This is a genomic window from Collinsella sp. AM15-2 (assembly GCF_003471985.1).
In the GTDB taxonomy this organism is placed as follows: domain Bacteria; phylum Actinomycetota; class Coriobacteriia; order Coriobacteriales; family Coriobacteriaceae; genus Collinsella.
The window spans coordinates 54,117-79,690 of sequence record NZ_QRKO01000011.1 but is presented as its reverse complement, the minus strand read 5'-3'; the positions used below and the strand labels follow the sequence as shown (position 1 = coordinate 79,690).

22 protein-coding genes are annotated in these 25,574 nt (G+C 59.1%); 15 read left to right on the top strand and 7 right to left on the bottom strand.

Features of this window, described 5'->3' with window-relative positions; genetic code table 11:
- Positions 1-159 precede the first annotated feature (159 nt).
- Both DW171_RS06340 and DW171_RS06335 read right to left on the bottom strand, forming a co-directional pair.
- Positions 160-1,932 (bottom strand): carbohydrate-binding domain-containing protein, encoded by a 1,773-nt coding sequence (locus DW171_RS06340; RefSeq protein ID WP_117786926.1) that lies wholly within the window; start codon positions 1,930-1,932, stop codon positions 160-162.
- A gap of 207 nt (positions 1,933-2,139) precedes the next feature.
- Positions 2,140-3,453 carry an NCS2 family permease gene (locus DW171_RS06335; RefSeq protein WP_117640610.1) on the bottom strand — a complete coding sequence of 438 codons (1,314 nt, stop codon included), beginning with the start codon at positions 3,451-3,453 and terminating at the stop codon, positions 2,140-2,142.
- A 193-nt stretch (positions 3,454-3,646) separates the two neighbouring features.
- On the opposite strand from DW171_RS06335, the gene DW171_RS06330 reads away from it, so the two are divergent.
- Positions 3,647-4,066 (top strand): peptide deformylase, encoded by a 420-nt coding sequence (locus DW171_RS06330; protein ID WP_117563534.1) that lies wholly within the window; start codon positions 3,647-3,649, stop codon positions 4,064-4,066.
- A gap of 131 nt (positions 4,067-4,197) precedes the next feature.
- Positions 4,198-5,163 (top strand): choloylglycine hydrolase, encoded by a 966-nt coding sequence (gene bsh, locus DW171_RS06325; RefSeq protein ID WP_117629622.1) that lies wholly within the window; start codon positions 4,198-4,200, stop codon positions 5,161-5,163.
- 210 nt (positions 5,164-5,373) lie between these two features.
- Here the strand turns inward: bsh and DW171_RS06320 are convergent, their stop codons facing one another.
- A complete protein-coding gene (locus tag DW171_RS06320; RefSeq protein ID WP_117736466.1) occupies positions 5,374-6,285 on the bottom strand; it encodes a DMT family transporter in 912 nt (303 codons plus the stop codon).
- Between the two features lie 139 nt (positions 6,286-6,424).
- Between DW171_RS06320 and DW171_RS06315 the strand changes: the two genes are divergently transcribed.
- Complete coding sequence (locus DW171_RS06315) at positions 6,425-7,261, top strand: LysR family transcriptional regulator (protein WP_233539120.1); 837 nt, start codon at positions 6,425-6,427, stop codon at positions 7,259-7,261.
- Positions 7,262-7,463: 202 nt separating this feature from the next.
- Positions 7,464-8,945: an aminotransferase class I/II-fold pyridoxal phosphate-dependent enzyme gene (locus DW171_RS06310; protein WP_117786931.1), complete on the top strand. Its 1,482-nt coding sequence runs from the start codon at positions 7,464-7,466 to the stop codon at positions 8,943-8,945.
- A gap of 75 nt (positions 8,946-9,020) precedes the next feature.
- Here the strand turns inward: DW171_RS06310 and DW171_RS06305 are convergent, their stop codons facing one another.
- On the bottom strand, positions 9,021-9,431 hold the full coding sequence (locus DW171_RS06305) for a peptide deformylase (protein ID WP_117786928.1): 411 nt from the start codon (positions 9,429-9,431) through the stop codon (positions 9,021-9,023).
- A gap of 270 nt (positions 9,432-9,701) precedes the next feature.
- Here DW171_RS06305 and DW171_RS06300 point away from each other — a divergent pair, with 270 nt between their 5' ends.
- Both DW171_RS06300 and DW171_RS06295 read left to right on the top strand, forming a co-directional pair.
- Positions 9,702-11,051, top strand: coding sequence for an MFS transporter (locus DW171_RS06300; RefSeq protein WP_233539119.1), 1,350 nt, complete (start codon positions 9,702-9,704; stop codon positions 11,049-11,051).
- A gap of 152 nt (positions 11,052-11,203) precedes the next feature.
- On the top strand, positions 11,204-12,112 hold the full coding sequence (locus DW171_RS06295) for a hypothetical protein (protein ID WP_117862403.1): 909 nt from the start codon (positions 11,204-11,206) through the stop codon (positions 12,110-12,112).
- A 423-nt stretch (positions 12,113-12,535) separates the two neighbouring features.
- Here DW171_RS06295 and pdxT read toward each other — a convergent pair whose 3' ends face one another.
- Both pdxT and pdxS read right to left on the bottom strand, forming a co-directional pair.
- Positions 12,536-13,123, bottom strand: a complete 588-nt coding sequence (gene pdxT, locus DW171_RS06290; protein ID WP_118270739.1) for a pyridoxal 5'-phosphate synthase glutaminase subunit PdxT — start codon at positions 13,121-13,123, stop codon at positions 12,536-12,538.
- Between the two features lie 20 nt (positions 13,124-13,143).
- Positions 13,144-14,034, bottom strand: coding sequence for a pyridoxal 5'-phosphate synthase lyase subunit PdxS (gene pdxS / locus DW171_RS06285; protein WP_117840755.1), 891 nt, complete (start codon positions 14,032-14,034; stop codon positions 13,144-13,146).
- A gap of 145 nt (positions 14,035-14,179) precedes the next feature.
- Here pdxS and DW171_RS06280 point away from each other — a divergent pair, with 145 nt between their 5' ends.
- Entirely contained in the window at positions 14,180-15,613 is a 1,434-nt protein-coding gene (locus DW171_RS06280; protein WP_089573345.1) for a PLP-dependent aminotransferase family protein, read from the top strand.
- Positions 15,614-16,158: 545 nt separating this feature from the next.
- Positions 16,159-17,040 (top strand): hypothetical protein, encoded by an 882-nt coding sequence (locus DW171_RS06275; RefSeq protein ID WP_089573344.1) that lies wholly within the window; start codon positions 16,159-16,161, stop codon positions 17,038-17,040.
- Between the two features lie 242 nt (positions 17,041-17,282).
- Here the strand turns inward: DW171_RS06275 and DW171_RS06270 are convergent, their stop codons facing one another.
- Entirely contained in the window at positions 17,283-17,846 is a 564-nt protein-coding gene (locus tag DW171_RS06270) for a ferritin family protein (protein WP_070097113.1), read from the bottom strand.
- A 253-nt stretch (positions 17,847-18,099) separates the two neighbouring features.
- On the opposite strand from DW171_RS06270, the gene DW171_RS06265 reads away from it, so the two are divergent.
- The 7 genes from DW171_RS06265 (at position 18,100) to DW171_RS06235 (ending at position 25,511) form a co-directional block, all read left to right on the top strand.
- The gene (locus tag DW171_RS06265) at positions 18,100-19,320 is read left to right on the top strand and encodes an iron-containing alcohol dehydrogenase (RefSeq protein WP_118270738.1); all 1,221 of its coding nucleotides are present in this window, start codon (positions 18,100-18,102) and stop codon (positions 19,318-19,320) included.
- Between the two features lie 9 nt (positions 19,321-19,329).
- On the top strand, positions 19,330-20,709 hold the full coding sequence (locus DW171_RS06260; RefSeq protein WP_117647455.1) for an aldehyde dehydrogenase: 1,380 nt from the start codon (positions 19,330-19,332) through the stop codon (positions 20,707-20,709).
- A gap of 243 nt (positions 20,710-20,952) precedes the next feature.
- A complete protein-coding gene (locus DW171_RS06255; RefSeq protein ID WP_158571026.1) occupies positions 20,953-22,152 on the top strand; it encodes an MFS transporter in 1,200 nt (399 codons plus the stop codon).
- A gap of 326 nt (positions 22,153-22,478) precedes the next feature.
- A complete protein-coding gene (locus DW171_RS06250; RefSeq protein ID WP_117647459.1) occupies positions 22,479-22,805 on the top strand; it encodes an HIRAN domain-containing protein in 327 nt (108 codons plus the stop codon).
- 18 nt (positions 22,806-22,823) lie between these two features.
- Positions 22,824-23,003, top strand: coding sequence for a hypothetical protein (locus DW171_RS06245; protein ID WP_117647461.1), 180 nt, complete (start codon positions 22,824-22,826; stop codon positions 23,001-23,003).
- Positions 23,004-23,069: 66 nt separating this feature from the next.
- Complete coding sequence (locus DW171_RS06240; RefSeq protein ID WP_233539118.1) at positions 23,070-23,615, top strand: metallophosphoesterase; 546 nt, start codon at positions 23,070-23,072, stop codon at positions 23,613-23,615.
- 138 nt (positions 23,616-23,753) lie between these two features.
- The gene (locus DW171_RS06235; protein WP_118270734.1) at positions 23,754-25,511 is read left to right on the top strand and encodes a DUF2130 domain-containing protein; all 1,758 of its coding nucleotides are present in this window, start codon (positions 23,754-23,756) and stop codon (positions 25,509-25,511) included.
- Positions 25,512-25,574: the final 63 nt, after the last annotated feature.

Sequence of the window (25,574 nt, the reverse complement as noted above, 5' to 3'; positions counted from 1 at the left end):
GCGGCGTAGTTCTTATTTAAGCCGTCCAAGTTTTGGGGTGCAGTTCACATGGCGACTCCGCGCTTTATTGTTCAGCTTTTGCAGCCTTGCCCTTACGCTACGAAGAAGTAGACGGGGAAGGCAAGGGCTGCGATCCACCCGTCCTGTGCGAAAAAGTGTTTACGAACGTTTGCGACTCGCCAGGGCGCCTGCGGCGATGGCGGCTGTTCCCGCAAGGGCGGCTGCCACGATGGCTGCGTTCGAGGTGTCGCCGGTTGCCGCGAGCTTGCCGACGGTCTTGGCTCCCTTGGCTGCAACTGCAACGGTCTTGGTTGTCTTCGTGCCCTCGGACTTGGAACCCTCGGGCTTGGTCTTGCCGTGCTTTTCCTCGGGCTTGGTCTCCTCGGGAGGCACGATGACCGTGCTCTTGGCGACAGCGGCGTCATAGGGGGAGTCAATCGTGGCATCGCCCGTGCCAATGGTCTGCCCCGCCTCGTAGACGATGCCGTCGCTGAGCTCTTCCTTGTTGCGATAGTCAATGACTTTGCCGCCTGCAGGCGTCTGGATGATGGCGTCCTTGATTTCGATGGTGCCGATCGCCTTGCCGTCCGCGCTCATGGCAAGGGCGAAGATAGCCGCCGTGTCTCCCTCGGCCGTGACCTTGCTGCGGACGATCGAGATGGTCGCGGGCGTGATGCCCTTCTCGGTCTGCGCGAAGATGCCGATGTTCAGGCCCTCGGACTCAGGGATGATTTCGTCGTTTTGGTCTCCACTGTAGTGGTCGGGGCCGTCGCCGCCGGTCTCGGCATAGCGGGCTATGGCCTTGACAACGGAATCGCTGATGTAGATATGGCCACCCGCTTCGTCGGAGTAGAAATTACTGGTGGAGATTGCAACCGAGAACCTGCCTTCTGCGAGCGCATCCACAGTCGAGCCGTTCTTGATGACGATGTTGTCCTCATCGGTGAAGAGTGCGCTGGCTTCCCCGCCATCTGAGCTTGCGCGGACCGTCACGGTCGCGCCATCGAGCGTGATGCCCTTGTAGACATAGATGCCATACCCAACGCCACTTGCGTTGAGGGAAGCGTTCGTGACCGTGAGGCTGTTTTTACCGTCGATGGCGGCGTCTTCCTCGGAGCTTGCCTTGACCTGGCTGCCACCCGAGATCTCGATGTTGCCGTCGGCCCAAATCGCATTGTCTTTGATAGAGCTTGCCTCTACCTTGCCGCCGCCCTTTATGATGAGGTTCTCGTTAGCATCGATACCCTGATCCTCGGTGGCCTTGGCGGTGACGGTTCCGCTGTTGTCGATCGTGATGTTGCCGTCGGCCCTGATGCCATCCGAATCGCCCGTGGCGTTAACGTTTCCCGAGCCCTTGATGGTGACATCGCCCCCGGCATCGATGGCATCGTGCTCGGTGCTCGTGGCGTTGACAGTGCCAGCGCCGTCGATGTTGATGTTGCCGACGGAAGTGATGGCGTCACGAGAAGATGTCACGTTGAGCGTGCTGGACGCGTCGCCCTGAATATTAAGCTCGGCGTTCTCGTTCGCGCCATCCTTAACCTTGATGCCGCGGCCGTTGTCGTTAGTGACGGTGTTGTTGCCCTCGTAGCTCACGTTGAGCTTGCCCGCTGCCTCGATCGCGCCGCCGTTATAGCCGTTGAGCTTCATGTCGTCGGCGCCGTCCCAGCTCCAGGTGCCGGCGGCGTCGCCCGCCGCGGTGCCGGCGTTGTATTGGGTGCCGCCGACGTCCACCCACTCGGCCGCGAGCGAGACGCTCGGCATGAGCAGCGAACTTACCGTGAGCGCGCATACGGCGCCTACAACGATGCGGCGTGTCACGCGGCGCCAGCTGCCGTGTGCGAGCAGCGTGCGACGGCGCACGTCGGGCTCGACAAAATGGGCTCCAGAGGTTTTGTCATTGCGCTTGGGGGTCGTGAACAAGGCGGCCATGGTTACTCCCATCCTCATAGGGCCTATGCGATTACGCCCAGCATATCTGCAGGATGTAGCCGGCGGTAGTGCCGTTTGGAGAGCAAAACGTCCAAAACTTGCGAAGCAATACATCGCGCGTCCGTGTGGCGCCTGGCTTTAAAAGCAAAGCGCGGAGCCGCTCGATGCGACTCCGCGCTTTGCTGTTTGGTATTGCGAATCTTGCGCCTACGCTACAAAGAAGTAGACGAGGAAGGCAAGGGCTGCGATCCACATGAGCGGCTTGATCTTGGATGCCTCGCCCTTAAAGAGCGCGACGACCACGTAGGCGATAAAGCCCAGACCAATGCCGGCAGAGATGGAGTAGGTGAAGGGCACGCCGGCGACAATCATGAACGCCGGGAAGCCCTGCGACACGTCGGACCAGTCGATCTCGGAGGCCTCGCTCATCATGAGGTAGCCGACGTAGACCAGAGCACCGCAGGTGGCGGCGCTGGAAACGATGGTGACGATGGGGGAGAAGAACGCGGCGAGAATGAACAGCACGCCGGTGGTGACGGAGGTGAGGCCCGTGCGGCCACCGTCGGCAGCGCCAGAGGTGGACTCGACGAAGGTGGTGATGGAGGAGACGCCCATAAAGCCACCGGCAGCAGCGGCCACGGAGTCGACGACCAGGATGGGACGGATGTCCTCGACATTGCCGTCCTCGGTCAAGAACTCGCCCTGCTTGGCGACGGCCATCGCGGTGCCCATGGTGTCGAAGAAGTCGCTCATGAGCAGCGAGAAGGCAACGACGAGCAGCATCGGGTCGGTCAGGACCTTCACGATGGCAAGGTTGCCGTCGGCAGTGCTGGCAAACGGGGCGCCGAAGGTCGAGAAGTCGAGCGGTGCGATGAGGCCCTCGGGCGCATGGGTGACGCCCAGCGGGATTCCGGCGATAACGGCGACGATGATGCCGATGAGCAGCGAGCCCGGCACGTTGCGGGAAGCCAGGGCAACCGTCACGACGATGGAGATGATGCCGACGATAAAGGTGGGGGAGGCGATGTCGCCCAGGCCGACGAGCGTACCGGCGCCAGCGGTGATGATGCCGGCGTCGCACAGGCCGATCATGGCGATAAACAGGCCCAGACCCACCGAGATGGCGTGGCGCAGGACCACGGGGATGGCGTCCATGATGGCCTCGCGCAGGCCGCAAAGGACGAGCAGCAAGATGACGATACCCTCGAGGAAGATAACGCTCATGGCGACGTGCCAGTCACCGCCGCACATGGTGGTGGTGATGCCCGCGATCATGGCGTTGATGCCCAGGCCTGAAGCGCAGGCGAGCGGGCGGTTTGCGAAGATGCCCATGCAGATGGTCATGATGCCGGCGCCCAGGCAGGTGGCGCAGGCGAGCGCTCCCGCATCAATGCCAGCGCCCGAGAGCACTGCGGGGTTGACGGCGATGATGTAGGCCATCGCCAGGAATGTTGTCAGTCCAGCGCGAAGTTCGGTCCCGATTGTGGACTTGCGCTCACTGACGTGAAAAAGTTCGTCCATGCATACCCTTTCCTTGTTCGGCCCCGAGTTTAGGCCGATTGACACGAACTCATTTACTATATCGCCTTTACAACCTTGCTGTTCCTCGCATGTTGATGTTCGGCGCTTTGTAACAGACGGACGGTATTTATCGCATGAAAATGTGTGGGTACCGTATACTTAAGCGGTTACAACGACCCCTATGGAGGAACGTATGATTAAAGAGCTTTGCCACGACGAGGCTATCCTGTCCCAGCGTTGCGAGGTTGCGACCGTCGAGGACGAGTCGGTTGCTCAGGACCTGATCGATACCATCAAGTCGCTCGATGATGCCGGCTGCTTGGCCGCCAACCAGATCGGCGTTACCAAGAAGGTCTGCGTCTACCTGGACGACGCCGGCGAGCCCCACGTGCTCTACAACCCCCGTCTGGTGTTTGGCCTGGGCGCCAGCAAGATGGAGGAGAGCTGCCTGACGCACGAGGAGGTCACCAAGTCCACGCGCTATATCAAGTGCAAGGTTGCCTTTGACCAGATCGTCGATGGCAAGATGCGCGAGCGCAAGCAGGACTTTGTGGGCTTCGAGGCGCAGATGGTCCAGCATATGATCGACCACTGTCTTGGAAAGTTGGTCTAAGGGGACCAAAGCACCGCACTTCGTCTCTTTTGGTCCGGGCGTGACATTGTTGTCATGTCCGGGCTTTTGTGTTTAGCGCCTTTTTGTTTGGTGACAATAACCTTAGCAGGACCGTAAAGCTAGGAGGCGCTATGTGCACGAGCATTCGATTTACCGATAATTCTGGCCACATGTATCTGGGCCGCAACCTCGACTGGAGCTTTGACTACGGCCAACAGGTTCGCGTGATGCCGCGCGGGTTCCACATTCCGTATTCGTTTATCGACGATGCGTCGGCGGCACACGCGGTAATCGGCATGTGCATCGATTACAAGAACTATCCCATGTTTTTCGACTGTGGTAACGATGCGGGTCTGGCTGTGGCGGGGCTCAACTTTCCCGGCTATGCCGAGTATGCCGAGGGCCCTGTCGACGGCAAGAACAATATCGCGGCCTATGAGTTTCCCCTGTGGGTGGCAGCGACGTTCTCGACGGTCGATGAGGTCGAGGCCGCGCTGCGCGACACGGTGATTGTCGCCAAATCTGCCGGAGAGGGGCTGGGCGTGTCGCTGCTCCATTGGATTATCGGCGACAGCCAGCGCAGCATCGTGGTCGAGATGATGGCTGACGGCCTGCATGTATACGACGATCCGGTCGACACCCTTGCCAACCAGCCGACCTTCCCGTGGCACATGGAAAACCTGCGCACCTATATCACCGCCACAAGCGATTTTCCGCAGACGGCGACATGGCGTGGCGCCGAGCTTAAGCCCTATGGAGCCGGTGCCGGCATGCGCGGCATTCCGGGCGATTGCTATTCGCCGAGCCGTTTTGTAAAGGCGGCGTACCTCAATGCCAATTACCCGCAAAAGGAGAGCGAGACCGAAAACGTCGTTCGCATGTTCCGCTCGCTCGAGGGCGTGGTGATGATTGAGGGGGCGTCCAGGATGGGCGATGGCAAGTTCGAGAAGACTATCTATACCGGATGCTTTAGCGCGCGCACGGGCAATTATTACTACGCGATGTATGGGGATCCGTCGATTCGTTACGTGAGCCTGATGGATGCCGAGGGCGCGAGCCCCGATAGGCTCGTGGTTCCCGAGCCGCGTCGTTCGTAGCCCATAGCTTTACTGCAATGCAAAATGGCCCTGCATCTCCCGTGAGGTGCAGGGCCACTGTCATCGATGTGTGACGTCGCTAGAAGTTGACGTCGTTGAGCTGGGCACTCTCGAGGCCGTCGAGCTGTTGCTGTTCGGGCGTATCGGCGACGCTCTCGAGCAGCTCGGTGGGATCGATAGGGCTCGTCGGTGGAAACTGAAGAGGGGCTTTTAGGCGCGCGCTGCCTGGGCAGTGCCAGCCTTTGTACTTGCGCGCTTGCCGGCGAGTTCGCAAAAGAGCGCGCCGCCGATGATAAGCGCGGCGCCCATCAGGCGGACCGGCGTTATGACTTCACCCAAAAGGACGGTCGAGAACACGACCGCCGAAAGCGGCTCGAGGTAGCCGACAACCGCGACGGTCTGCACAGGCAGCTTGGCGACGGCGCTAAAGTAAAGCAGGCAACCGATGCCGGTGTTGACGACGCCGAGCATAGCGACGGCACGCCAATCGATGCTTGTGGCGATGCCGGGGGAGAAAAACGAGGGGGTGCCTTGGGTGACGAGTGTGAGGACCAGCGCGGTCACAAAGGCGGCGCTCAACTGGAGCGCAGAGTTCTCGAGACCCTCGATGCGTGGCGCACCCTTGCTAGCGATGACCATCAGCGCATAGCAAAATGCCGAGGCGATGCCGCAGACGATGCCCGCAATGGGCATGTTGCCGCCGAGACCTTGCGCTGCAATGAGAAAAGCGCCGCAGGCGACGGCGATAAAGCCGGCGATTTTGCCGCCGGTCAGTTTTTCGCCAAAGATAAACGGCGAGAGGGCCATGACGATGATGGGGCCGCAGTAGTACAGCAGCGAGGATACGCCGACGCCGATCGTCTGATAGGCTCGAAACAGAAAAATCCAGCTGGCGCCCAACGCAGCTCCCGAGAGGATCAGGGCCGCAGCTTCGCGAGGGCGGGATGGCGCCTGCAGTTTATGGCGTTGGGTGATGGCGAGGATGGTGACAAGCGAGAAGGCTCCCAGAAAGGTGCGCAGCAGCACGATATCGGAGCTCGGCAGCGCGATGGCCGCGGCAATGATGCCGTTGGAGCCAAACAATAGCAATGCTGCTAAGTATGTAAACAGTCCGTTGTTCATGCGCTGACATCCCCTCTATATCCGAGCATGTTCACTATGGGTGAACTGGCTTTAGAAGAAAAGCGAATATAATGCATGGTTAACATGATAAAAACTCATGCAAAGATGGAGGCGTGCCGCGGAAACGAATATTCAAAAGATGCAGGTGCTGCTCGAGACCGTGCGCGCCGGCAGTTTTACGCGCGCCGCCGAGCGGCTGAACTATTCGCAGTCGGGCGTGAGCCGTATGGTGGCCGATCTCGAGGCCGACTGGGGCTTTAAGGTGCTCGATCGCAGCCGCGAGGGCGTGACGCTTTCTGCCGATGGGCGGCAAGTTATGCCGGCGGTCGAGGCGTTATGCGAGGAATTTGTTCGTTTGCAGCGACGGGTGGATGAGATGCGTGGGCTCATGCGCGGCAAAATCTGCATCGGTACGTTTTCGAGTGTGGCGACCCACGTGCTGCCTCCGGTGATTGCGCGCTTTCGCGCCGATTATCCGGACGTTGATTACGAGTTACTGATGGGCGACTATTCAGAGATTGAACAATGGGTGGCGGAGGGCCGTTGTGATCTGGGCTTTATCCCGCATGAGCCCCGAGGAAATGGGATGACATCGCGATCTTTGGTGCGCGACGAGTTGATGGCGGTAGTGCCGGTAGACTCCTTGCTTGCTAGTGAGGAGACCGTCTCGCTTGCCGACTTGGCCAACGAGCAGTTTATTCTGCTGGAACGGGGTACCGATGATGAGATTACGCCGCTATTCCGTCGGGCGGGGCTGGCGGTGCGCTCAAAACTGTCGACTTGGGATGACTATGCGATTATGGCTATGGTCGAGGATGGCCTGGGCGTGAGCATTCTTCCCGCGCTCATCTTGCGTCGCTGCCAGTTCGATGTTGCTGTGCGTCCGCTCGAAGGGCATCCCCATCGGCAGATCAACGCCATATATCGAACGGCCGATGTTTCGCTTGCCGCCGCTCGTTTCCTCGAATACCTCTAAATGCGTGCACGTCGTTATCGCCTTGGGATAAATCTCGAGGTCTTGCTCATTTTATTTTTGAAATTGAACTTTTCGAAATAGCACGGCGTTATACTGCTGCCTAAATTGAACTCAGGTTCAATTCGTGTTGTATAAATTGAACTTTGCCAGCAAGGAGGTTCTAGTGGCCCAAGAGACGTTTAGCGATCGTCTGCGACAGGCTATGTCCGATCGCGACGTTCGCCAGTCGGACGTGATCCGCGCATCGGAGATGCTCGGCAAAAAACTCGGCAAGAGTCAGATGAGCCAATATGTGAGCGGCAAGACGATTCCGCGGCGCGATGTGGCTGAGCTGCTCGCCCGTATTTTGGAGGTCGATGTTACCTGGCTGCTTGCCGGCGACGCCGATCAAGGCGAGGCATCATCACCCCGCAACGATTCCAAGCCCGAACCCCATCCCTCAGCTCAAATTGCAAGGAGCACCACCATGCGTACTTTTTCTAAATCCACCAAGCTCGATAACGTCCTGTATGACGTGCGCGGTCCCGTCGTCGACGAGGCCGCCCGTATGGAGGACGAGGGCGAGCGCATCCTCAAGCTCAATATCGGCAACCCGGCGCCCTTCGGTTTCCGCACGCCCGATGAGGTCATCAAGGACATGCGCCAGCAGCTGCCCGACTGCGAAGGCTATTCCAACTCGCGTGGCCTGTTCTCCGCGCGCAAGGCGATCATGCAGTATTCGCAGATCAAGGGCCTGCCCAACGTTCAGATGGAGCATATCTACACGGGCAACGGCGTGTCCGAGCTCATTCAGCTTTCGATGAACGCGCTGCTCGACAATGGCGACGAGATTCTGATCCCCAGCCCCGACTATCCGCTCTGGACGGCGTGCGCAACCCTTGCCGGCGGTCATCCTGTGCACTATCTGTGCGATGAGCAGGCGGATTGGTATCCCGACCTGGAGGATATGGAGTCCAAGATCACGAGCGCGACCAAAGCCCTCGTTATCATCAACCCCAACAACCCCACGGGCTCGGTCTACCCGCGCGAGGTGCTCGAGGGCATCGTCGAGGTTGCACGCAGGCATCAGCTGATGATCTTTGCCGATGAGATCTACGACCGCCTGTGCATGGACGGCTACGAGCACGTCTCGATTGCCTCGCTCGCTCCTGATCTGCCCTGCGTCACCTTTAGCGGCCTTTCCAAGTCGCACATGATCGCGGGCTATCGTATTGGCTGGATGGTGCTTTCGGGCAACCAGCGCTGCATGAGCGACTTTATTATGGGCATCAACATGCTCTCCAACATGCGCCTGTGCTCCAACGTGCCGGCTCAATCGATCGTTCAGACGGCACTCGGTGGACACCAGTCCGTCAACGACTACATCCGTCCCGGCGGCCGTGTCTACGAGCAGCGCAACTTTGTGTATGAGGCGCTCAACAAGATTGACGGCATCTCGGTGGTCAAGCCGCGTGCGGCGTTCTACATCTTCCCCAAGATGGATGTTAAGAAGTTCAACATCACCGATGACGAGCAGTTTGCCCTTGACCTGCTGCACGAGAAGAAGATCCTGATCACGCGCGGCGGCGGCTTTAACTGGGATGAGCCCGACCACTTCCGCATCGTGTACCTGCCGCGTATGGAAGTGCTCAAAGAGTCGCTTGAGGACTTGGCCGACTTCTTCGATCATTACCGCCAGAGCTAGTGGGATAGAAGCTCCGCACTATGAAAAGCTCCCTGCAGTTGTTTTGCTGCAGGGAGCTTTCTTGAATCGGCGGAACTATATAACGACGCCGTTGCAATGATCGATTTCGTGTTGGATGATCTCGGCGGTGTAGCCCGAGAAGTTTTTGATGCGGTGGACGAAGTTCTCGTCCAAATACTCAACCTTAATGCGGCGATAGCGAGTACAGGGGCGCTCGCCGGAAAGCGAGAGACATCCTTCGCTCGTCTGATAGGAATTGACCTGCTCAAGAATTTGAGGGTTGTACATCAGCAGCGCCCTGTTGCCGTCCTTTACGCAGATGATGCGTTTGCGCACGCCAATCATGTTGGCGGCAAGGCCCACGCACTCGTGCTCATGCTCATGGAGCGTATCCAGGAGGTCCTGCCCGGTCGCGGCATCGTCGGGTCCCGCGTCTTCGGAAGGCAGGCGCAAAAAGAACTCGGATTTCATGATGGGCTTAATCATGGCGGGCTCCTCATGTCTCGTGCTTTCGTGGACTTTTAATAATAGCGCGGAAGGAAAGCTGCGCGTCAGCGTTACAATCTTTCAACGTTGGACCATGTTGTCGGATCCGTCGCGTGCGGCGTCTGACGTAAGTCTAGGGCTCATGCTCGCCCTGGACTGTTCCTCTGGGGCGATGCGACTGTCGTTCCAAGAGGAAGGAAATGCATGGGGAGCAAATCTCAGCAACAAGTTCAAGCAACGCCATCGGCCACTTCGGCGTTTCTCGTCGTAATGTATATTGCAGCCTTTGTCGCCGCGTTTAACGAGACCATCATTAACGTGGCACTGCACGATATCATGGCGGCCTTTTCGGTGAGTGCCACCACGGCGCAGTGGCTAGTTTCGGGATACATGATCGTGACGTCGATCTTTACGGCCATCATGGCCTTTCTGTCCGGTCGTTTCTCGACGCGCAAGCTGCTGTTTTTCGCATGCGGATGCCTGGTCGCCGGAGAAGTCCTGTGCCTGGTCGCCCCGTCGTTTAGCGTTTTGCTACCAAGTCGTATTTTGCAGGCTGCGGGATCGGGCATCTTGTTCCCGCTCATGATGAACGTGGTGCTGTCTTGCGCTCCGCGCGAGAAGCTCGGTCTGTATCTGAGCCTGGGCGGTGCCTGCATTACGCTAGGGCCGGCGTTTGGGCCCGTGATTAGTGGTCTTATGTGCACGTTGTTTGGCTGGAGGGCGGTGTTCGTAGTGCCGCTGGTGGGCGGTGTCGTGGTCGCCGCGGCGGCAGCAAAGCTCGTTCGGAATGTCGGAGAGCGCTCGAACACCACGCTTGATATTCTGTCGGTTGTTTTGCTCGCTGCCGGCATTACGGCGTTCGTGTATTCCGTAGGCGAGTTCTCGACCAATGTGATGGCCGGTATCGTGGCGCTTTTCGCCGCTGTTGTGGTGCTCGGCCTGTTTGCGGTTCGTCAGCTCAAGCTCGAGCATCCGGTGCTTAACGTGCGTCCCATGGCGAGCGTTCGTTTTTGGCCTGCATGCCTGCTTGTGGTGGTGTCGATGATGACGACGTTCTCGATGAGCGTTTTGTTGCCGCCCTATTTTGAGGGCGCATACGGCATGACCGCACTTGTCGCGGGTTTGCTCATTTTGCCGGCGATCGCCTGCAACGCCGTGACCTCGATTGTGGGCGGACGCGTGATGGATGCCCGTGGTGCGTGGCCGCTGCTGCCGGTCGGCTTTGCCCTGATCGCTGTGGGGCAGACGGCAATCTCGATGACCGCGGCAAGCATGAACATCGGCGTTGTCGTGCTGCTGACCGTTGTGGTGTATGCCGGCGTCGGTTTGGTACTGAGCCCCTCGCAGACCGCCGGTTTGGAGACGCTCCCCGCCGCTGAGCATCCTCACGGAACGGCATTGCTTAACACGTGGAACATGATTGCCGCGTCGTTTGGTCCGTCGCTGTTTATCGGCCTGCTTTCGAGTTCTGCGGTGGCTGCTGGCGCCGCTGGCGTTGCGGCGGACGTTGCCCAGGCGATAGGATTTGCGGCTGCCGTGCGCGTAGCGGCCGTGATTGCCGTGGCCGGGTTCGCGGTGTCGCTGGTGTACGCCCGCCGCGAGTCGCACATGTCGCATTAATGTGTGCACATAGATTCTGCAGCTAGATTGGATGGCGACACCATAAACTAATGGACGTTTTGCCGAGAGGCATGAATGTTTAAAGCGCAAAGAGTGCGCGACGGGCCCCGCGAATGGGGCGATGATGCCCGAGAGGGCCAAGAAGGAGTCTCATGTCTGAGAACGAAGAGATCATGAACGAGACCGAGAACGAGACCATGGCTGCCGAGGTCGAGGCAGTCGAGACCGTGGAGACCGAAGCTGCCGAGGTTGAGGCTGCTGACGAGGTTTCCGCCGAGGAGGCCGAGGTTGTCGAGGCCGCCGCTGATTACGATGACGAAGAGCTGATGGACAAGATGCAGAAGGCCGCCCGCCTGCTGCGCAGCCGTCGCTTTGCTATTTCCAAGGAGGAGGAGGCCAAGGCCGAGCGCATGGCGAACATCGAGCGCGCCATCAAGCTTCTTGACCTCAAGCCCAAGATGGAGCAGAAGGAAATGTCCGACCTGCTGGGCATGCGCCTTCGTGAGCTCGATGGCCTGATGGCCGAGGCCGAGGCTGCCGATCTGGTCGGCCGCATCGACGACGCCGAGGGCGATATGCGCAAGATCGTTGTCTTCGCTGCCGAGGATGCCGCTGAGGGCCTGACCGAGCTTGCCAACAAGAAGGAGAAGCTCCTGCCCGAGCTTTCTTACGAGGAGGCCACCGAGCTGATGGCCGCTCTCGATAAGGTTATCGCTCCGCTCGTCGCCATGGGCCTGGACGAGGACCGCGGTCCTCGCGGCGGCCGTGACGAGCGCGGTGGCCGTGGCGGCGACCGTGGCGGTCGCGGCGGCTTTGGCGATCGCGGTGGCCGTGGCGGTGACCGCGGCGGCCGCGGTGGCGATCGCGGTGGCCGTGGCGGCTTTGGTGACCGTGGCGGCGACCGTGGCGGTCGCGGCGGCTTTGGCGGCAACCGTGGTGGCTATGGCGATCGCGGTGGCAACCGTGGCGGCTTCGGCGGCAACCGTGGTAACGACCGCGGCGGTCGCGGTGGCGACCGTGGCGGCCGCAACGGTGGCGGCTTCCGCGGCAACCGTTTCTAGTTGGGTTACGCGGTTTTACCAAATCGCGTAACTAGTTGACGCTGCAAACCCGCCAGGGCGGCAATCTGCCTTTCAACTTCGGCGGCATGACCAGAAGGTCAATGCCGCCTTGTTTCAAGGCACCTTGCTCGCTCTGGCGGGTTTTCGCTGTCGGTACCAAAGCATCGGCGTTGCCTTGATCCAAACCTACCAAAAAGGGACAGGTTTATTTTGGTCGGTTTTATCTGGGCAAACGTGGTCGTCTATCGCAATATGGTCGTTGGGGACGTTCTTGTTTGACTAGTCGTTTAAGAACGTCCCCAACGACTACATAGCATGAGAGTGGATAATCTCCCGGTTTGAGCCTGCATTCAAGCTCAAAGTGGGAGATTATCCACTCTCACTTGTTGTATGTCCGAAAATCCACGCTCGTTTAAATTCTGCCTACATTTGCAGGAACAGTTCGTGGAGGCGGGTGTCTTCGTCGAGCTCGGGGTGGAAGGTGACGCCGAGCTGGTTGCCTTGGCGGGCGGCGACGATGCGACCGTCGACTTCGGCTAGGGCCTCAGTGTCGCCGTGCACTTCGACGATGCGGGGCGCGCGGATAAACGTCAGCGGCACCTCACAGTCGATACCGCCTACCTGCCCCTTGGTGCGAAAGCTGCCGAGCTGTCTGCCGTAAGCATTGCGCTCAACGAGCACATCCATGGTTGCCAAGCGCGGCGTCCCCTTATCGTCGTGGGCGGCAAGATCGCGCGCCAACAGAATCAAGCCGGCGCAGGTGCCCAGGACGGGCATGCCCTCAACAATGCGGGTGCGAAGCTCATCGAGCATACCAAGCTCGGCAAGTAACTTGCCCTGAACGGTGGACTCGCCGCCGGGGAGGACCAGGCGGTCAAAGTTCTGCTGCAAATCGGCCGCCTGCCTCATCTCGATACAACGTGCGCCCAGCTCGGACAGTCTTGCCTCGTGCTCGGCAAAAGCGCCCTGGACCGCCAGCACGGCGACCGTTTGGTCTGCATAATCGCTCATGTGCGATCCTTTCTGCTGGACTAGCGCCCGCGCTCCTCCATGATGATCTCGATTTCGTCGGCGTTGATGCCCACCATGGCCTCGCCCAGGTCCTCCGAAAGCTCGGCGATGAGCTTGGCGTCGGTGAAGTTTGCCACGGCCTTGACGATGGCGGCGGCGCGCTTGGCGGGGTCGCCGCTCTTAAAGATGCCCGAGCCAACAAAGACGCCCTCGGCGCCCAGCTGCATCATCAGCGCGGCGTCGGCGGGGGTCGCTACGCCGCCGGCGGCAAAGTTTACGACGGGGAGCTTGCCCGCGGCATGGACCTCGCGCACCAGCTCGACCGGAACCTGCAGCTGCTTGGCTGCCTCAAAGAGCTCGTCGTCGCGCAGGGCAACAACGTCGCGGATCTGCTTTTGGATCTTGCGCATATGGCGCACGGCCTGAACGACGTCGCCCGTGCCCGGCTCGCCCTTGGTGCGAATCATCGTGGCGCCCTCGGCAACACGGCGCAGTGCCTCGCCCAGATCGCGGGCGCCGCAGACAAACGGCACGTCAAACTGGGTCTTGTCGATGTGATAGACATCATCGGCGGGGGAGAGGACCTCGGATTCGTCGATGTAGTCGATTTCGATGGCCTGCAGGATCTGCGCCTCGACAATGTGGCCGATGCGGCACTTGGCCATAACGGGGATGGAGACAGCTTTTTGGATGCCCTTGATCATCTTGGGATCACTCATGCGCGAGACGCCGCCGGCGGCGCGGATGTCGGCCGGGATGCGCTCGAGCGCCATGACGGCGCAGGCGCCCGCCTCCTCGGCGATGCGTGCTTGCTCGGGCGTGGTGACGTCCATGATGACGCCGCCCTTGAGCATCTGCGCGAGCTCGCGATTGAGTTTGACGCGATCGGCCTTGCTGGTCTGTTCTGCCATGGTTGCTCCCTTGGTTGGCATGTGCATTGCTTAACGGAACATCCTATCGGGGAGCTGGGTATGGCGAAATACTCAGTTTTCGAGATAATAACAAGGTCAGACTAATGCCAGATTGAATGATTCAATAAGGTCAGGTGATAGACCCATGCTTGACTACAATTTGGAAAATCGCGGCGAAGCATCGCTTTATGAGTATGTTTACCAGCAAATTCGCGATGATATTGTTGCTGGCCGTATTGCGGCGGGGGAGCATCTGCCGTCTAAGCGCGCCTTTGCGAGTCATCTGGGTATCAGTGTCATTACCATCGAGAATGCATATAGCCAGTTGCTTGCCGAGGGCTATATTTGCTCAATGCCGCGTCGTGGCTACTACGCGTGCGAGCTCCCGGATGCGCCGGTTTTGGCTTTGGCTGCGGGGGATATCGACCGAGATGCTGTCCCTGTTGGTCCCAGCGCGCATGATGCCATGGGGCAGGCAGAGCGATTCGACGCACTTTCTCCTTCCGCTTTGGAGGCGGCGCGGCTTTGGCAAAGTGCGCTACGGGCGACGCTGACGTCCGAAGACGAACGTGAAATCTTTTCGCCCGCACCGGCGCAGGGCACCGCTCGACTGCGACGTGCGATTGCGCGCCATCTGCGCGGGACAAGGGGCATGAATGTCAATCCCGACAATATCGTTATCGGTGCGGGCGCCCAGCTGCTCGATACCATGTTGGTTCAGTTGCTTGGCGCGGACAAGGTGTATGCCGTCGAGGATCCAGGCTATTTGCGCTTGACGCGCATCTATCAGGCCATGGGTTGCGAAGTGCGGCATGTCCCGTTGGATGCTGAGGGCGTGGACTTGAGCGCGCTGCAGAAAACCGGGACCGATGTCCTTCACCTGATGCCGTCTCATCAGTATCCGACCGGTCTTGTGACGAGCATTGCACGTCGCTATGCGTTGCTGAGCTGGGCCGCCGAGCGGCCAGGTCGGTATCTCATCGAAGACGACTTTGATTGTGAGTTTCGCCTTGCCGGCAAGCCGATTCCCGCGCTCGCGTCGATCGATGCCGCCCAGTCGGTTATCTACACCAACACGTTTTCGAAGAGCCTTTCATCGGCGTTACGTTTGGCGTACATGGTGCTGCCCGATGAACTAATGGAGAGGTTTAAACGCAACCTTGGTTTCTACGCCTCGTCGGTAAGTTCTGTTGATCAGGTTGCCTTGGCGCGTTTGCTGGAATCGGGTGATTACGAGCGACATGTGAACCGCGTGCGCGTTCGTGCTCGTGGGGCGCGTGATGGCCTGGCGGCGCTTGTACGGAAAACGTTTCCGGCAGGGGAAGTCTCGATCGAGTACGCGGACGCCGGCCTTTACTGCGTCGTGGCCGTGGAGTGTGACGCGGGCGGAAGCTCTTTTGCACGGGCCCTCACGCGCTCGAGCATCCCTTTTATCGATATCGGTGACTGTTTTTGGTGTGCCGATGGCGCATCTGTCCCTGAAAACTCAACTCAAATTCTTGTTCAGTATGACGATCTGAGTCCAAAAGTACTAACTACCTTGGAATTGCAGCTAATGGGGGGGCACTCTGCAACCTAAGTGAGTAGACTTTTAGCACTTTGGCGACCAGGCAGTTTTGTAACAAGCTATCTACCTGCGGTTTTGAAAAGCAGGATGACCGGCCTGCTCGGGATGTTCAAAAAAGTCTACTCACTTGCCGCGCAAAGCTCCTGCATGAGAAAAAATGGGGTTTTCAACAGGGCTTCGTCCAGCTCTCGGCAAGCTTTTGGCCAGTTGGGGAGGGCTGTTGAAAACTTGGCAGTCCGTTCGGCGCCATTTTTGGTGCATTCGCGCCAATGCGTGACTGACTGGGTTGAAATTCGTGTTTTCCTGTGCCTATGAAGGATCTACTTTGTGACATATCAGCTTTTAGGTACTGGCGTTTGCCTCCTCAAGTCCGCGCTTTGTGTCCGCCGCTTCCACGACCGGAAGAAGACCGGCAGCGATATGATCTCGCCCGCAACCCGACGGCTGCGGTCGCGCTCGGTTTTCCGTTGTATACATTGGTTCGGTCGAGAAACAAACGGACTTGTCCTGCCAGCATTAGGCAGCGGCTGTTTCTTGGTGAGCTTCCCAGGGAATCCGTGCTGGGAACGGAGCATGGGGTTTTGATTACGTCTCCTCTACTGACGGCATTCATCATGTTGCGGCATCTGACGGATCTTCAGCTTCTTTTGGTATTGGCGGAGATGTGTGGCTTGTTTGCGGTGTGTGCCCTGCCGGCGGCACTTGAGGCGGAGCTTTCGCGTGCAATTGATTCGGGCGCGATTTCGACAACGTTCGGTTGGGTGCGCTGCCCGTCCGAGGACGGCACCGCCTCAAATTTATGGCGTCGAGACGCTTTGGTTTTGGGCGGAGACCTTGACCGTTTTTGTTCAGATGTTTGCGGGATGCGTTACGGCAATAGATTTATAGCGGTATCGCAACTCGTTCCATTGGGCGCCGCGTCGCCTTTTGAGGTCGAGGCGTATTTGCTACTTGCACTGCCGCGATCCCTGGGAGGCGAAGGTTTTTGCGGCATAGAGCTTAATGTTGAAGTGATGCTAAGCACAAGTGCTCGAGCGATTGTGGGAAAGTCCCGTGTATATATCGACCTACTTCTTTCTTCGCCGGACGGCAGGCGACAGGTGGCCATTGAATGTCAGGGAAAGGCCTCGCACGGACGCGCAGGGGATGGCTTGCGTGACGCTGACCGCATGACGGCCCTTCAGGCCATGGGCTACGATGTACTTCTCCTGACACACAGACAGATATCCGATGAGGATAGATTCCGCGCGATCGTTAAGGCCATATGCAGGATGCTCGATGCTGAATATCGTGATAAAAGCTCAGATGAGCAAAGGGCTGAGACATTACTCCGGTCTGAACTATTCGTTGACTGGACAAAATTGGGAGTAATCGACGGAAAGATGCCCGTTAGACGCAAAACAGCTCGATCGTGGACGGCTGCGGTTCTAAGTGAGTAGGCTTTTGGCACTTTGGCGACCAGGCCGTTTTGAAACAAGTCATTTACCTGCGACTTTATAAAGCAATACGGATGGTCTGCTCGGCAAGTTTCGAAAAGTCTACTCACTTAGTTTTTGACGAGAGACCGATGCCGAAGATAGCTCTATTTCAGGGCGTTAACGAGTCCTCGAGACACAAAAAGGCCCGAACCAATACGGTCCGGGCCTTCTTCGAGCTAGAGGTTATGTCTCAGGCAGTTGGCTTAGCCAAAGTAGCGCTTGAGCAGGCCAGCGAAAGCCTTGCCGTGGCGGGCCTCGTCGCGAGCCATCTCGTGCACGGTGTCGTGGATGGCATCGAGGCCAGCGGCCTTGGCGCGCTTGGCAAGATCGGTCTTGCCGGCGGTGGCGCCATTCTCGGCCTCAACGCGCATCTCGAGGTTCTTCTTGGTGGAATCGGTCACGACCTCGCCCAGGAGCTCGGCGAACTTGGCGGCATGCTCGGCCTCCTCGTGGGCAGCCTTCTCCCAGTACAGGCCGATCTCGGGATAACCCTCGCGATGAGCAACGCGAGCCATGGCCAGGTACATACCGACCTCGGAGCACTCGCCCTCAAAGTTGGCGCGCAGATCGGCAACGATGTCCTCGGAGACGCCCTCCATCTTGGCGACGCCCACGACGTGCTCGGCAGCCCACTCGAGCTGGCCCTCCTCCTGCTTCAGGAAGCGAGAGCCGGGAACGCCGCACTGGGGGCACTTGAAATCCTCGGGCAGCTGGTCGCCGTCGAACTCTTCCACATAACCGCAAACGGGGCAAACAAACTTCATGATTCGATCCTTTCGATCGATGGCGATGGTGCGCTCGTCCGGTCCCGTAAGGGCCCTCTCCGGACGTGCGTCTTGACGAGTTCTATTATCCATAAATGAGACCGAATGTGAAGCCTATTAGGAATGATTTTTAATAAAACAATTTAAGCATGTGTAGATGTTGATTGATTAACGATTGCTAGACCTCGTGCGACCTCCGATGAGTACAATCGGTCGAGCAAATGTTGACCTATCAACAAATGAAGGAGTTTCCTTTATGCATCTAGCCCGTCGTGCCTGGTGCCGAACATATCAGACGGTTTTTCGCATCGCATTGCCGATCCTGCCCTATACCGAGCCGCGCATTTTGGAGCATGCCGAGGACGTGCCCGCGGTGCTTCAAAAGCGCTCGATACAGCGGGTTCTTATCGTGACGGATCCCGGTATTGCCCGTCTGGGGCTCACGGCGCCGCTCGAGACGGCGCTCGCGTCCAAGGGAATTGGCGTTACGGTCTATGCCGAAACGCGTGCGAACCCCACGGTCTCAAACGTGGAGGAAGCGGCGTCCCTGTATCGCGAGAGCGCCTGCCAGGCCATTATCGGCTTTGGCGGCGGTTCGGCCATGGACTGTGCCAAGGGCGTGGGCGCACGCATCGCACAGCCAAATAAGCCCATCAACAAGATGCGCGGCCTGTTGCGCGTCCACCGTCTCCTGCCGCTGCTCATCGCCGTCCCCACCACGGCGGGCACGGGAAGCGAGGTCACGCTTGCAGCGGTCATTACCGATGACGAGACGCACTACAAGTACCCCATTAACGACTTTGTGCTGATCCCGCGCTTTGCGGTACACGACCCCGAGTTTACACGTGGCCTGCCCGCCTCCATTACGGGGCAGACGGGTATGGATGCCCTGACGCATGCCGTCGAGGCCTTTATCGGCCGTAGCACCACGCCCTACACGCGCAAGATGGCGCGCCAGGCGGTGCAGCTCATCCACGACAATTTGCTCGAGGCCTATGAGTATGGCGACGACATGCGTGCGCGTCGCAATATGCTTTCGGCGGCGTATAAGGCGGGCGTTGCGTTTACCCGCTCCTATGTGGGATACGTTCACGCCATCGCGCACAGTCTGGGCGGCCGATACGGAATTCCGCACGGTTTGGCCAACGCGATCATCCTGCCGCACATGCTTCGCGTTTATGGTGACGCCGCCGCCCCCATCCTTGCCGATCTTGCTCGCATGGCAGGCATTGCGCCGGCTAACGCGCAGGACAGTCTTGCGGCCGAGGCATTTATCGATTGGGTCGATCGCATGAACGTTGCCCTGGGTATCCCCAAATATGTGACAGGCATTCGCCGCTCCGACATTCCCGAAATGGCGGCACATGCCGACGCCGAGGCCAATCCGCTATACCCCGTTCCGCTTTTAATGGACCGCTTGGAGCTCGAGCGTATGTACGAGGTCGTCGCGGGTGGTATGTTTGAGGACGAGAACTAGGAGAGTGCCATGAACACCGAGGAAATTGCGCGCATCGTCGGCGATCAGCGCGCCTACTTTAAGACGCACGCCACGTTTGATGTCGACGCTCGCCGCCGTGCGCTCGTGCGCCTGCGTGATGCGGTTCGTGCGCACGAGGCCGATATCGTCCATGCGCTCAAGACCGATTTGGGAAAGTCGCATGACGAGGCGTATATGTGCGAGATCGGCACGTCGCTTTCCGAGATTCGCCATCAGATCGCGCATGTGGCTCGATGGAGTCGTCCGCGCCTGCGTCCGTGTGACCTCGCCAATGCCGTGAGTGTGTGCAAAACGCAAGCCGTGCCCTATGGCGTCACGCTCATCATGGCTCCATGGAACTATCCGTTTTTGTTGACGCTCGAGCCGCTCGCCGGCGCGCTCGCTGCGGGTAACACCGTGGTCATCAAGCCGAGTGCCTATGCGCCGGCTTCGAGCGCGGTGCTCAAGCAAATCTGCGAAGAGACGTTTGATCCGCGCCTGGTGACGGTTATCGAGGGCGGGCGCGCCGAGAACGAAGCGCTGCTCGATGAGTGCTGGGACAAGATCTTCTTTACCGGCAGCGTTCCGGTCGGCAAACTCGTCATGGAGCGGGCAAGTAAAAACCTGACGCCCGTGACGCTTGAGCTGGGCGGAAAGAGTCCCTGCATTGTGGATGCGACGGCAAACTTGAAGGTCGCGGCACGGCGCATCGCCTTTGGTAAATGGCTCAACGTGGGCCAGACCTGTGTAGCGCCCGACTATCTGCTGGTCGACGTGCACGTGCACGATGAGTTGTTGGGCCTCATCAAGGAGGAGGTCCGCCGCATGTTTGGCGAGCATCCGCTCGACAACGAGGATTACGGCCACATCGTCAACGCCAAGCATTTTGCGCGCGTGCGCGGGCTGATCGATCCCGACAAGGTTGTGCTGGGAGGCACGGCGCGCGAGTCGTCGCTCAAGATTGAGCCGACGATCCTAGACGGCGTGTCCCCCGATGACGCCGTGATGCAGGAAGAAATCTTCGGTCCCATCTTGCCGGTGCTGACGTTTGAGAGCTTAGACGAGGCCGAGACGTTTATTACGGATCGTCCGACACCGCTGGCCTTATATATCTTTAGCCAGGACCGCGCAGTTCAGGAGCGCTTTGTGCGCCATGTGCCCTTTGGCGGCGGCTGCGTCAACGACACGATCATGCATCTGGCTACGAGCCATATGGGCTTTGGCGGCATGGGCGCGAGCGGTATGGGGCAGTACCATGGACGCGAGAGCTTCGATACGTTTAGCCACAAGAAGAGCATCGTGAACAAGGCAACGTGGCTGGACGTGCCATTCCGCTATGCCCCGTATGCGAGCTGGAAGCACAAGTTCGTGCGCATGTTCGTGCATTAGAATCAGATGACTTAGAGATAAGCAAAATGGCCGCCCCCGCATAAGCGAAGACGGCCACTTCTCATGCCCAAGCGCTGGGGCGTGGAGCGTTCTGATGGCAACGCGCAGGGGCGGGACGCCAGATCGGTGCTAGAATACGGGACGACCGCAGCAAAGGGGAGATTATGCATATGTTCGAGACCTACATGGACTGATGACGCTCAGGTTGTCTTGTTTGGTTTCCATATGCATGAGGGGTTTACTATGTCCCGTCTTCTTTCTCCATCGCACCGTTTGGTTGCGGTAAATTTCTTTATTCAGCTTGCATTTCAGTCGACGTATTTTGTCGGCATCATTGGCTGCGGCACCTACGTTCTCGGGGCCGGCGCATTTGAGACGTCCGCCCTCGTGTTTGGACTCAACCTGGTGCTCATCTTTGCAACGTTTTGCGCCGGCGCACTTGTGGACTCCTTGGGCCCGCGTCATGTGCTTCTAGCCGTTTGCGTCCTGCTTTGCGCATCGGGCGTTTTTGGCCTTGTAGCTCCCGTGTCCTATCCCGCGCTTGCGCTACTCGCCATCTCTGCCGGGTTGCTGTTTGGCGCGGGGACCACGGCCATGGACGCCTATCCGCGCTTTTTGACGGAGGCGCCCGAGGAGCTTTTGCGCATAAACGGCCTCAACAATATCGCGACAAGTGTCGCGGTGATCGTTGGACCTGCCCTTGGAGGCGTTATCGCCTCGGCCTTTTCCAACCAAGGGGTGTTTTTCCTGCTCGCGGCAGCACCTGTTCCCGCTTTGCTGCTTGTGGCCTCGTTGCGTGAAGGCACTGCTGTTCAGGGCGTCGACAAGCCGGAGTCTCGCGATGGGGCGACGGGCTTGCGATCGCTTTGGGAGGGCGTTATTACCACGGCGGCCGATGCCGACCTGCGCCTGATTTTTCTCATGGGCTTTATGGGTTTCTTTGCCTACGGGGCGTTCGATTCGCTCGAGTCACTGTTCTACCGCGATGTTCTCTGCGTGGGTGCGGAGTGGATGGGATGGCTGTCGGCCATTGCCGGTATCGGCGGAACACTGGGATCGTACCTGATCATGCGCGTGCCGTCGGGACGCATCAGGCTGGAGCTTTTGGCAGCGATGCTGCTGGTGACGGGCGTGGGCTCCGTTGTGTATGTGGGTACCGCCTCTGTTGCCGTCGCTGCAGTGGGGCAGCTTGTCTGCGGCATCGGTTTTGGTGCCATGGGACCGGTGCGCGTCACGCTCACCCAGCGCTTGAGCGACCCTGCTAAGGTGGGGCGCGTCATGGGCGTGATGCGCGTGGGCCTCAATGGCGCCGGCGTGCTGCCGCTGATTGTGGCTCCGTTTTTGGCCGATGCCTTTGGCGTGCAGGGAGTACTTGTTGGCGCAAGCCTGGCAACGGCCGCTATCGCCTGCACGTTTTGGGCAATCGCCCGGCATCGGGGCTAGACTCGCGGTGTCCCACTTGCTTTGCTGAATAAGTAGTATGGCGTGCCAATTTTGTGCAATAGAACCGATAGCATAGGGATAAACAAAGTGGCCGCCCCGCGTAAGCGAAGACGGCCACTTCTCACGATGAAAACGTGTATCGGAGTTGGCAAGACCCGCGGGCACGGGTGCCATCCGTGTCCCTATCTTATCCGCAAGCGCTCTGCCGCGCAAGCGTTGCGGCAAGCGATTGAAAGACGCAGGTAGGGTGAATATGTGTCCGCACGGGCCCGTAGACTTCTCGATAAGGTTAAGTGCCGGGTATCCCGGCCGTTAGAGGAGCTGCTATGTACGAGCCTTCACGTGTTCTTCTGTCGTTTCACATTGCGGGATTTCAGTATGCCGACGGCGCCTTGGTCTTGGGCGATCTTAAAGCGGGCGATAAACTGACGCTGCGTGCCGAACGTGATAATCCCCACGACCCCGAGGCGGTTGCGATCTATTATGGCAAGACCAAGCTTGGCTATGTTCCGGGAGACGAGGTTGGCCCGCTGTCCTTGATGATGTATTACGGGCATGGGGACGTATTTGAAGCCCGTGTGCAGCAGGTTGCTCCCGAGCGCAGCCCGTGGCATCAGGTGCGCGTTGGACTCTATGTGGTGGATGCCCGCTAGTCGGCAATGGAGGCGGTCATGGTTGATGACGACGACCTGTTCGATCTGACAGACGATCCGTTTGAGTGGGATATGCTACTCGATGACGATGAGTTGGAGCAGGACCGGAAGAAGCGGCAGGACAAGAACGCCCAGGGTGATGCGTCGAAAAAGAAAGACAAACGCCGCCGAGGTCCGTTCGGCGGGCTCTTTGGCTAACCGACGCGCCAAAGCGTCTGTATACTAGGCACGTGTTAGACACGTTGCGAAATGAGGATACAGACGATGATGTGGTTTACCGCCGACCTGCACCTGGGCGATACGAATATCTTGCACGATATGGATCGGCCGTTTGATTCGGTCGAGGAGATGAACCGCAAGGTCATCGATGCCATCAATGAGTGCGTGGCGACGGACGACCGCCTCTATATTCTGGGTGACTTTACCTATCGTTTGCCCCTGGCGGAGGCGGTTCGCCTGCGCGAGCGCATCGAATGCCAGAATGTAACGCTCATCCGTGGTAACCATGACGGCGACTGGGAAGATCCCGACGTGCCGCAGATTTGGGATGAGGTACGCGATTACCTGGAGATTGCTCCCGGCTATGCCAAGGGCCATCGTCTAGTTATGAGCCACTACCCCATGCTCAGCTGGAATGGCAAGGCGCGCGGTGCCATCATGCTGCACGGACATATCCACAGCAGGGGAGACCGCGTCAACGCGCGCAACCGCGATCGCGAGCGCCCCATTTACCGCTACGATGTGGGCCTCGACGCCAACAACTACAAGCCCGTAAGCCGAGACCAGATCCTGAATTTCTTTGGCCTGTAGCTCGCAAACCGCCACGAAGGGGACAGGCACCTTTGTGGTGGTTCTGGCGCCGTTGCCATTATGGCAGCGGCGCCTTTTTTGTCCGCGCGGCGCGGTAGAGTGTAGACGGTTTAAATTTTCGTCCATCGAGGAGCTGCCATGAACGAGATCAAGTGCCCGCATTGCGGCGAAGTGTTTAAGGTCGATGCGTCCGGCTATGCGGATATCGTCAAACAGGTGCGCGATGCCGAGTTCTCGCGCGACCTGGACGAGCGCGTGAAGGCAGTCCAGCGCGAAGGCGAGCAGGCGCTGGAGCTTGAGCGCTCGCGTTCGACGGCTGCCTTGCAAAAGGCAGAGTCTCAGCGCGACGCTGAGCTCGTAGAGCAGAAGAACGCTGCGGCTCAACAGCTGGCGCAAGAAGTCGCCAAGCGCGATGCCGAGCTTGCCGAGCTACGCGCCAAGCTCGAGGGCGCTGCCGCAGAGCGCGAGAGCGCAAGCCAGCGCGCGGCGGTCGAGGCCCGTGCCGATGCTCAAAAGGAGAACGCCGAGCTCCAGCGTGAGATCGACAATTTGCGTGCGCAGCTGGGACGCAAGGATGATGAAGCCAAGCTTGCCGAGTCGGCGGCGCGCAACGCTGCTCAAAACGATGTAGCCGCGCGTGATGCCCAGATTGCCGAGCTGCAAGCCAGGCTCGCCGCGGCGGACAAGGCCCAGGAGATGGCGCTTGCTGCTGCTGCGGCCGAGTCGCAGCGTGAGCTCGAGGCCGCTCGCAGCGAGGCCGAACGTACGCTTGCTGACTATCGCGCGAAGGTTCAGGAGAAGTTTTCCGTCGCAAAGGCTCAGTCCGAGCAGGAGGCCGAGGGTCTGCGTGCTCAGCTGCGCGAACAGGAACTGACGGCCAAGATGAACCTATCGGCGGCGGTCGCCGCGGCGGAGCGTGAGCGTGACGAGGCCCGCGCCAAGCTCACGAGTGAGCTGGCGGTGCGCGATTCACGCGAGGAGCAGGCCAAGGCGGCACACGAGCTCGAACTTGCGCAGACCAAGCGCGCGAACGAGGAGCTGATTCGCTACAAGGATGAAGAGATTGAGCGCCTTAAGGACATGAAGGTCCGCCTGTCCACCAAGATGGTGGGCGAGTCGCTCGAGCAGCACTGCGAGACCGAGTTTAACCGCCTGCGCATGACGGCGTTTCCCAACGCGTATTTCGAGAAGGATAACGATGCATCCGAGGGTACCAAGGGCGACTTTATCTTCCGCGAGTGTGACGAGAGCGGCAACGAGATCATTTCGATCATGTTCGAGATGAAAAACGAGAACGACGAGACCGCGACCAAACACAAGAACGAGGATTTCTTTAAGAAACTCGATCACGATCGCCGCCAGAAAGGCTGCGAGTATGCGGTGCTCTGCACCCTGCTGGAGCCCGAGAGTGACCTCTATAACGCGGGTATCGTCGACGTGAGTTACCGCTATGAGAAGATGTACGTGATCCGCCCGCAGTTCTTCATCCCCATGATTACGCTCCTTCGCAACGCCGCTATGGGTTCGCTTCGCTATAAGCAGGAACTGGCGGAGTACAAACAGCAGAATATCGATGTCACGAACTTCGAAGCCAAGATGGAGAAGTTCAAGGATGGCTTCTCGCGCAACTACAACCTGGCGAGCAAGCAATTCGAGTCGGCAATCAAGGAGATCGATGCCGCCATTAAGCAGCTCGAGAAGACCAAGGACGACTTGCGCCGCAGCACCGAGAACCTACGCTTGGCCCACAACAAGGCCGATGAGCTTACCATTCGCAAGCTCACATGGGGCAACAAGACCATGAAGGCAGCGTTTGACGAGGCGCGCGAGGCTGCGCCAGAGACAAACGAGGAGCCAGCCGAGGCGGATTCGTATGAGGTCGAGGATGCCGAGTAAGGCATAGCGGATAGTGAAAAAGCGGGGCTGCTGGCGATGTTGCCAACAGCCCCGCTTCGTTTC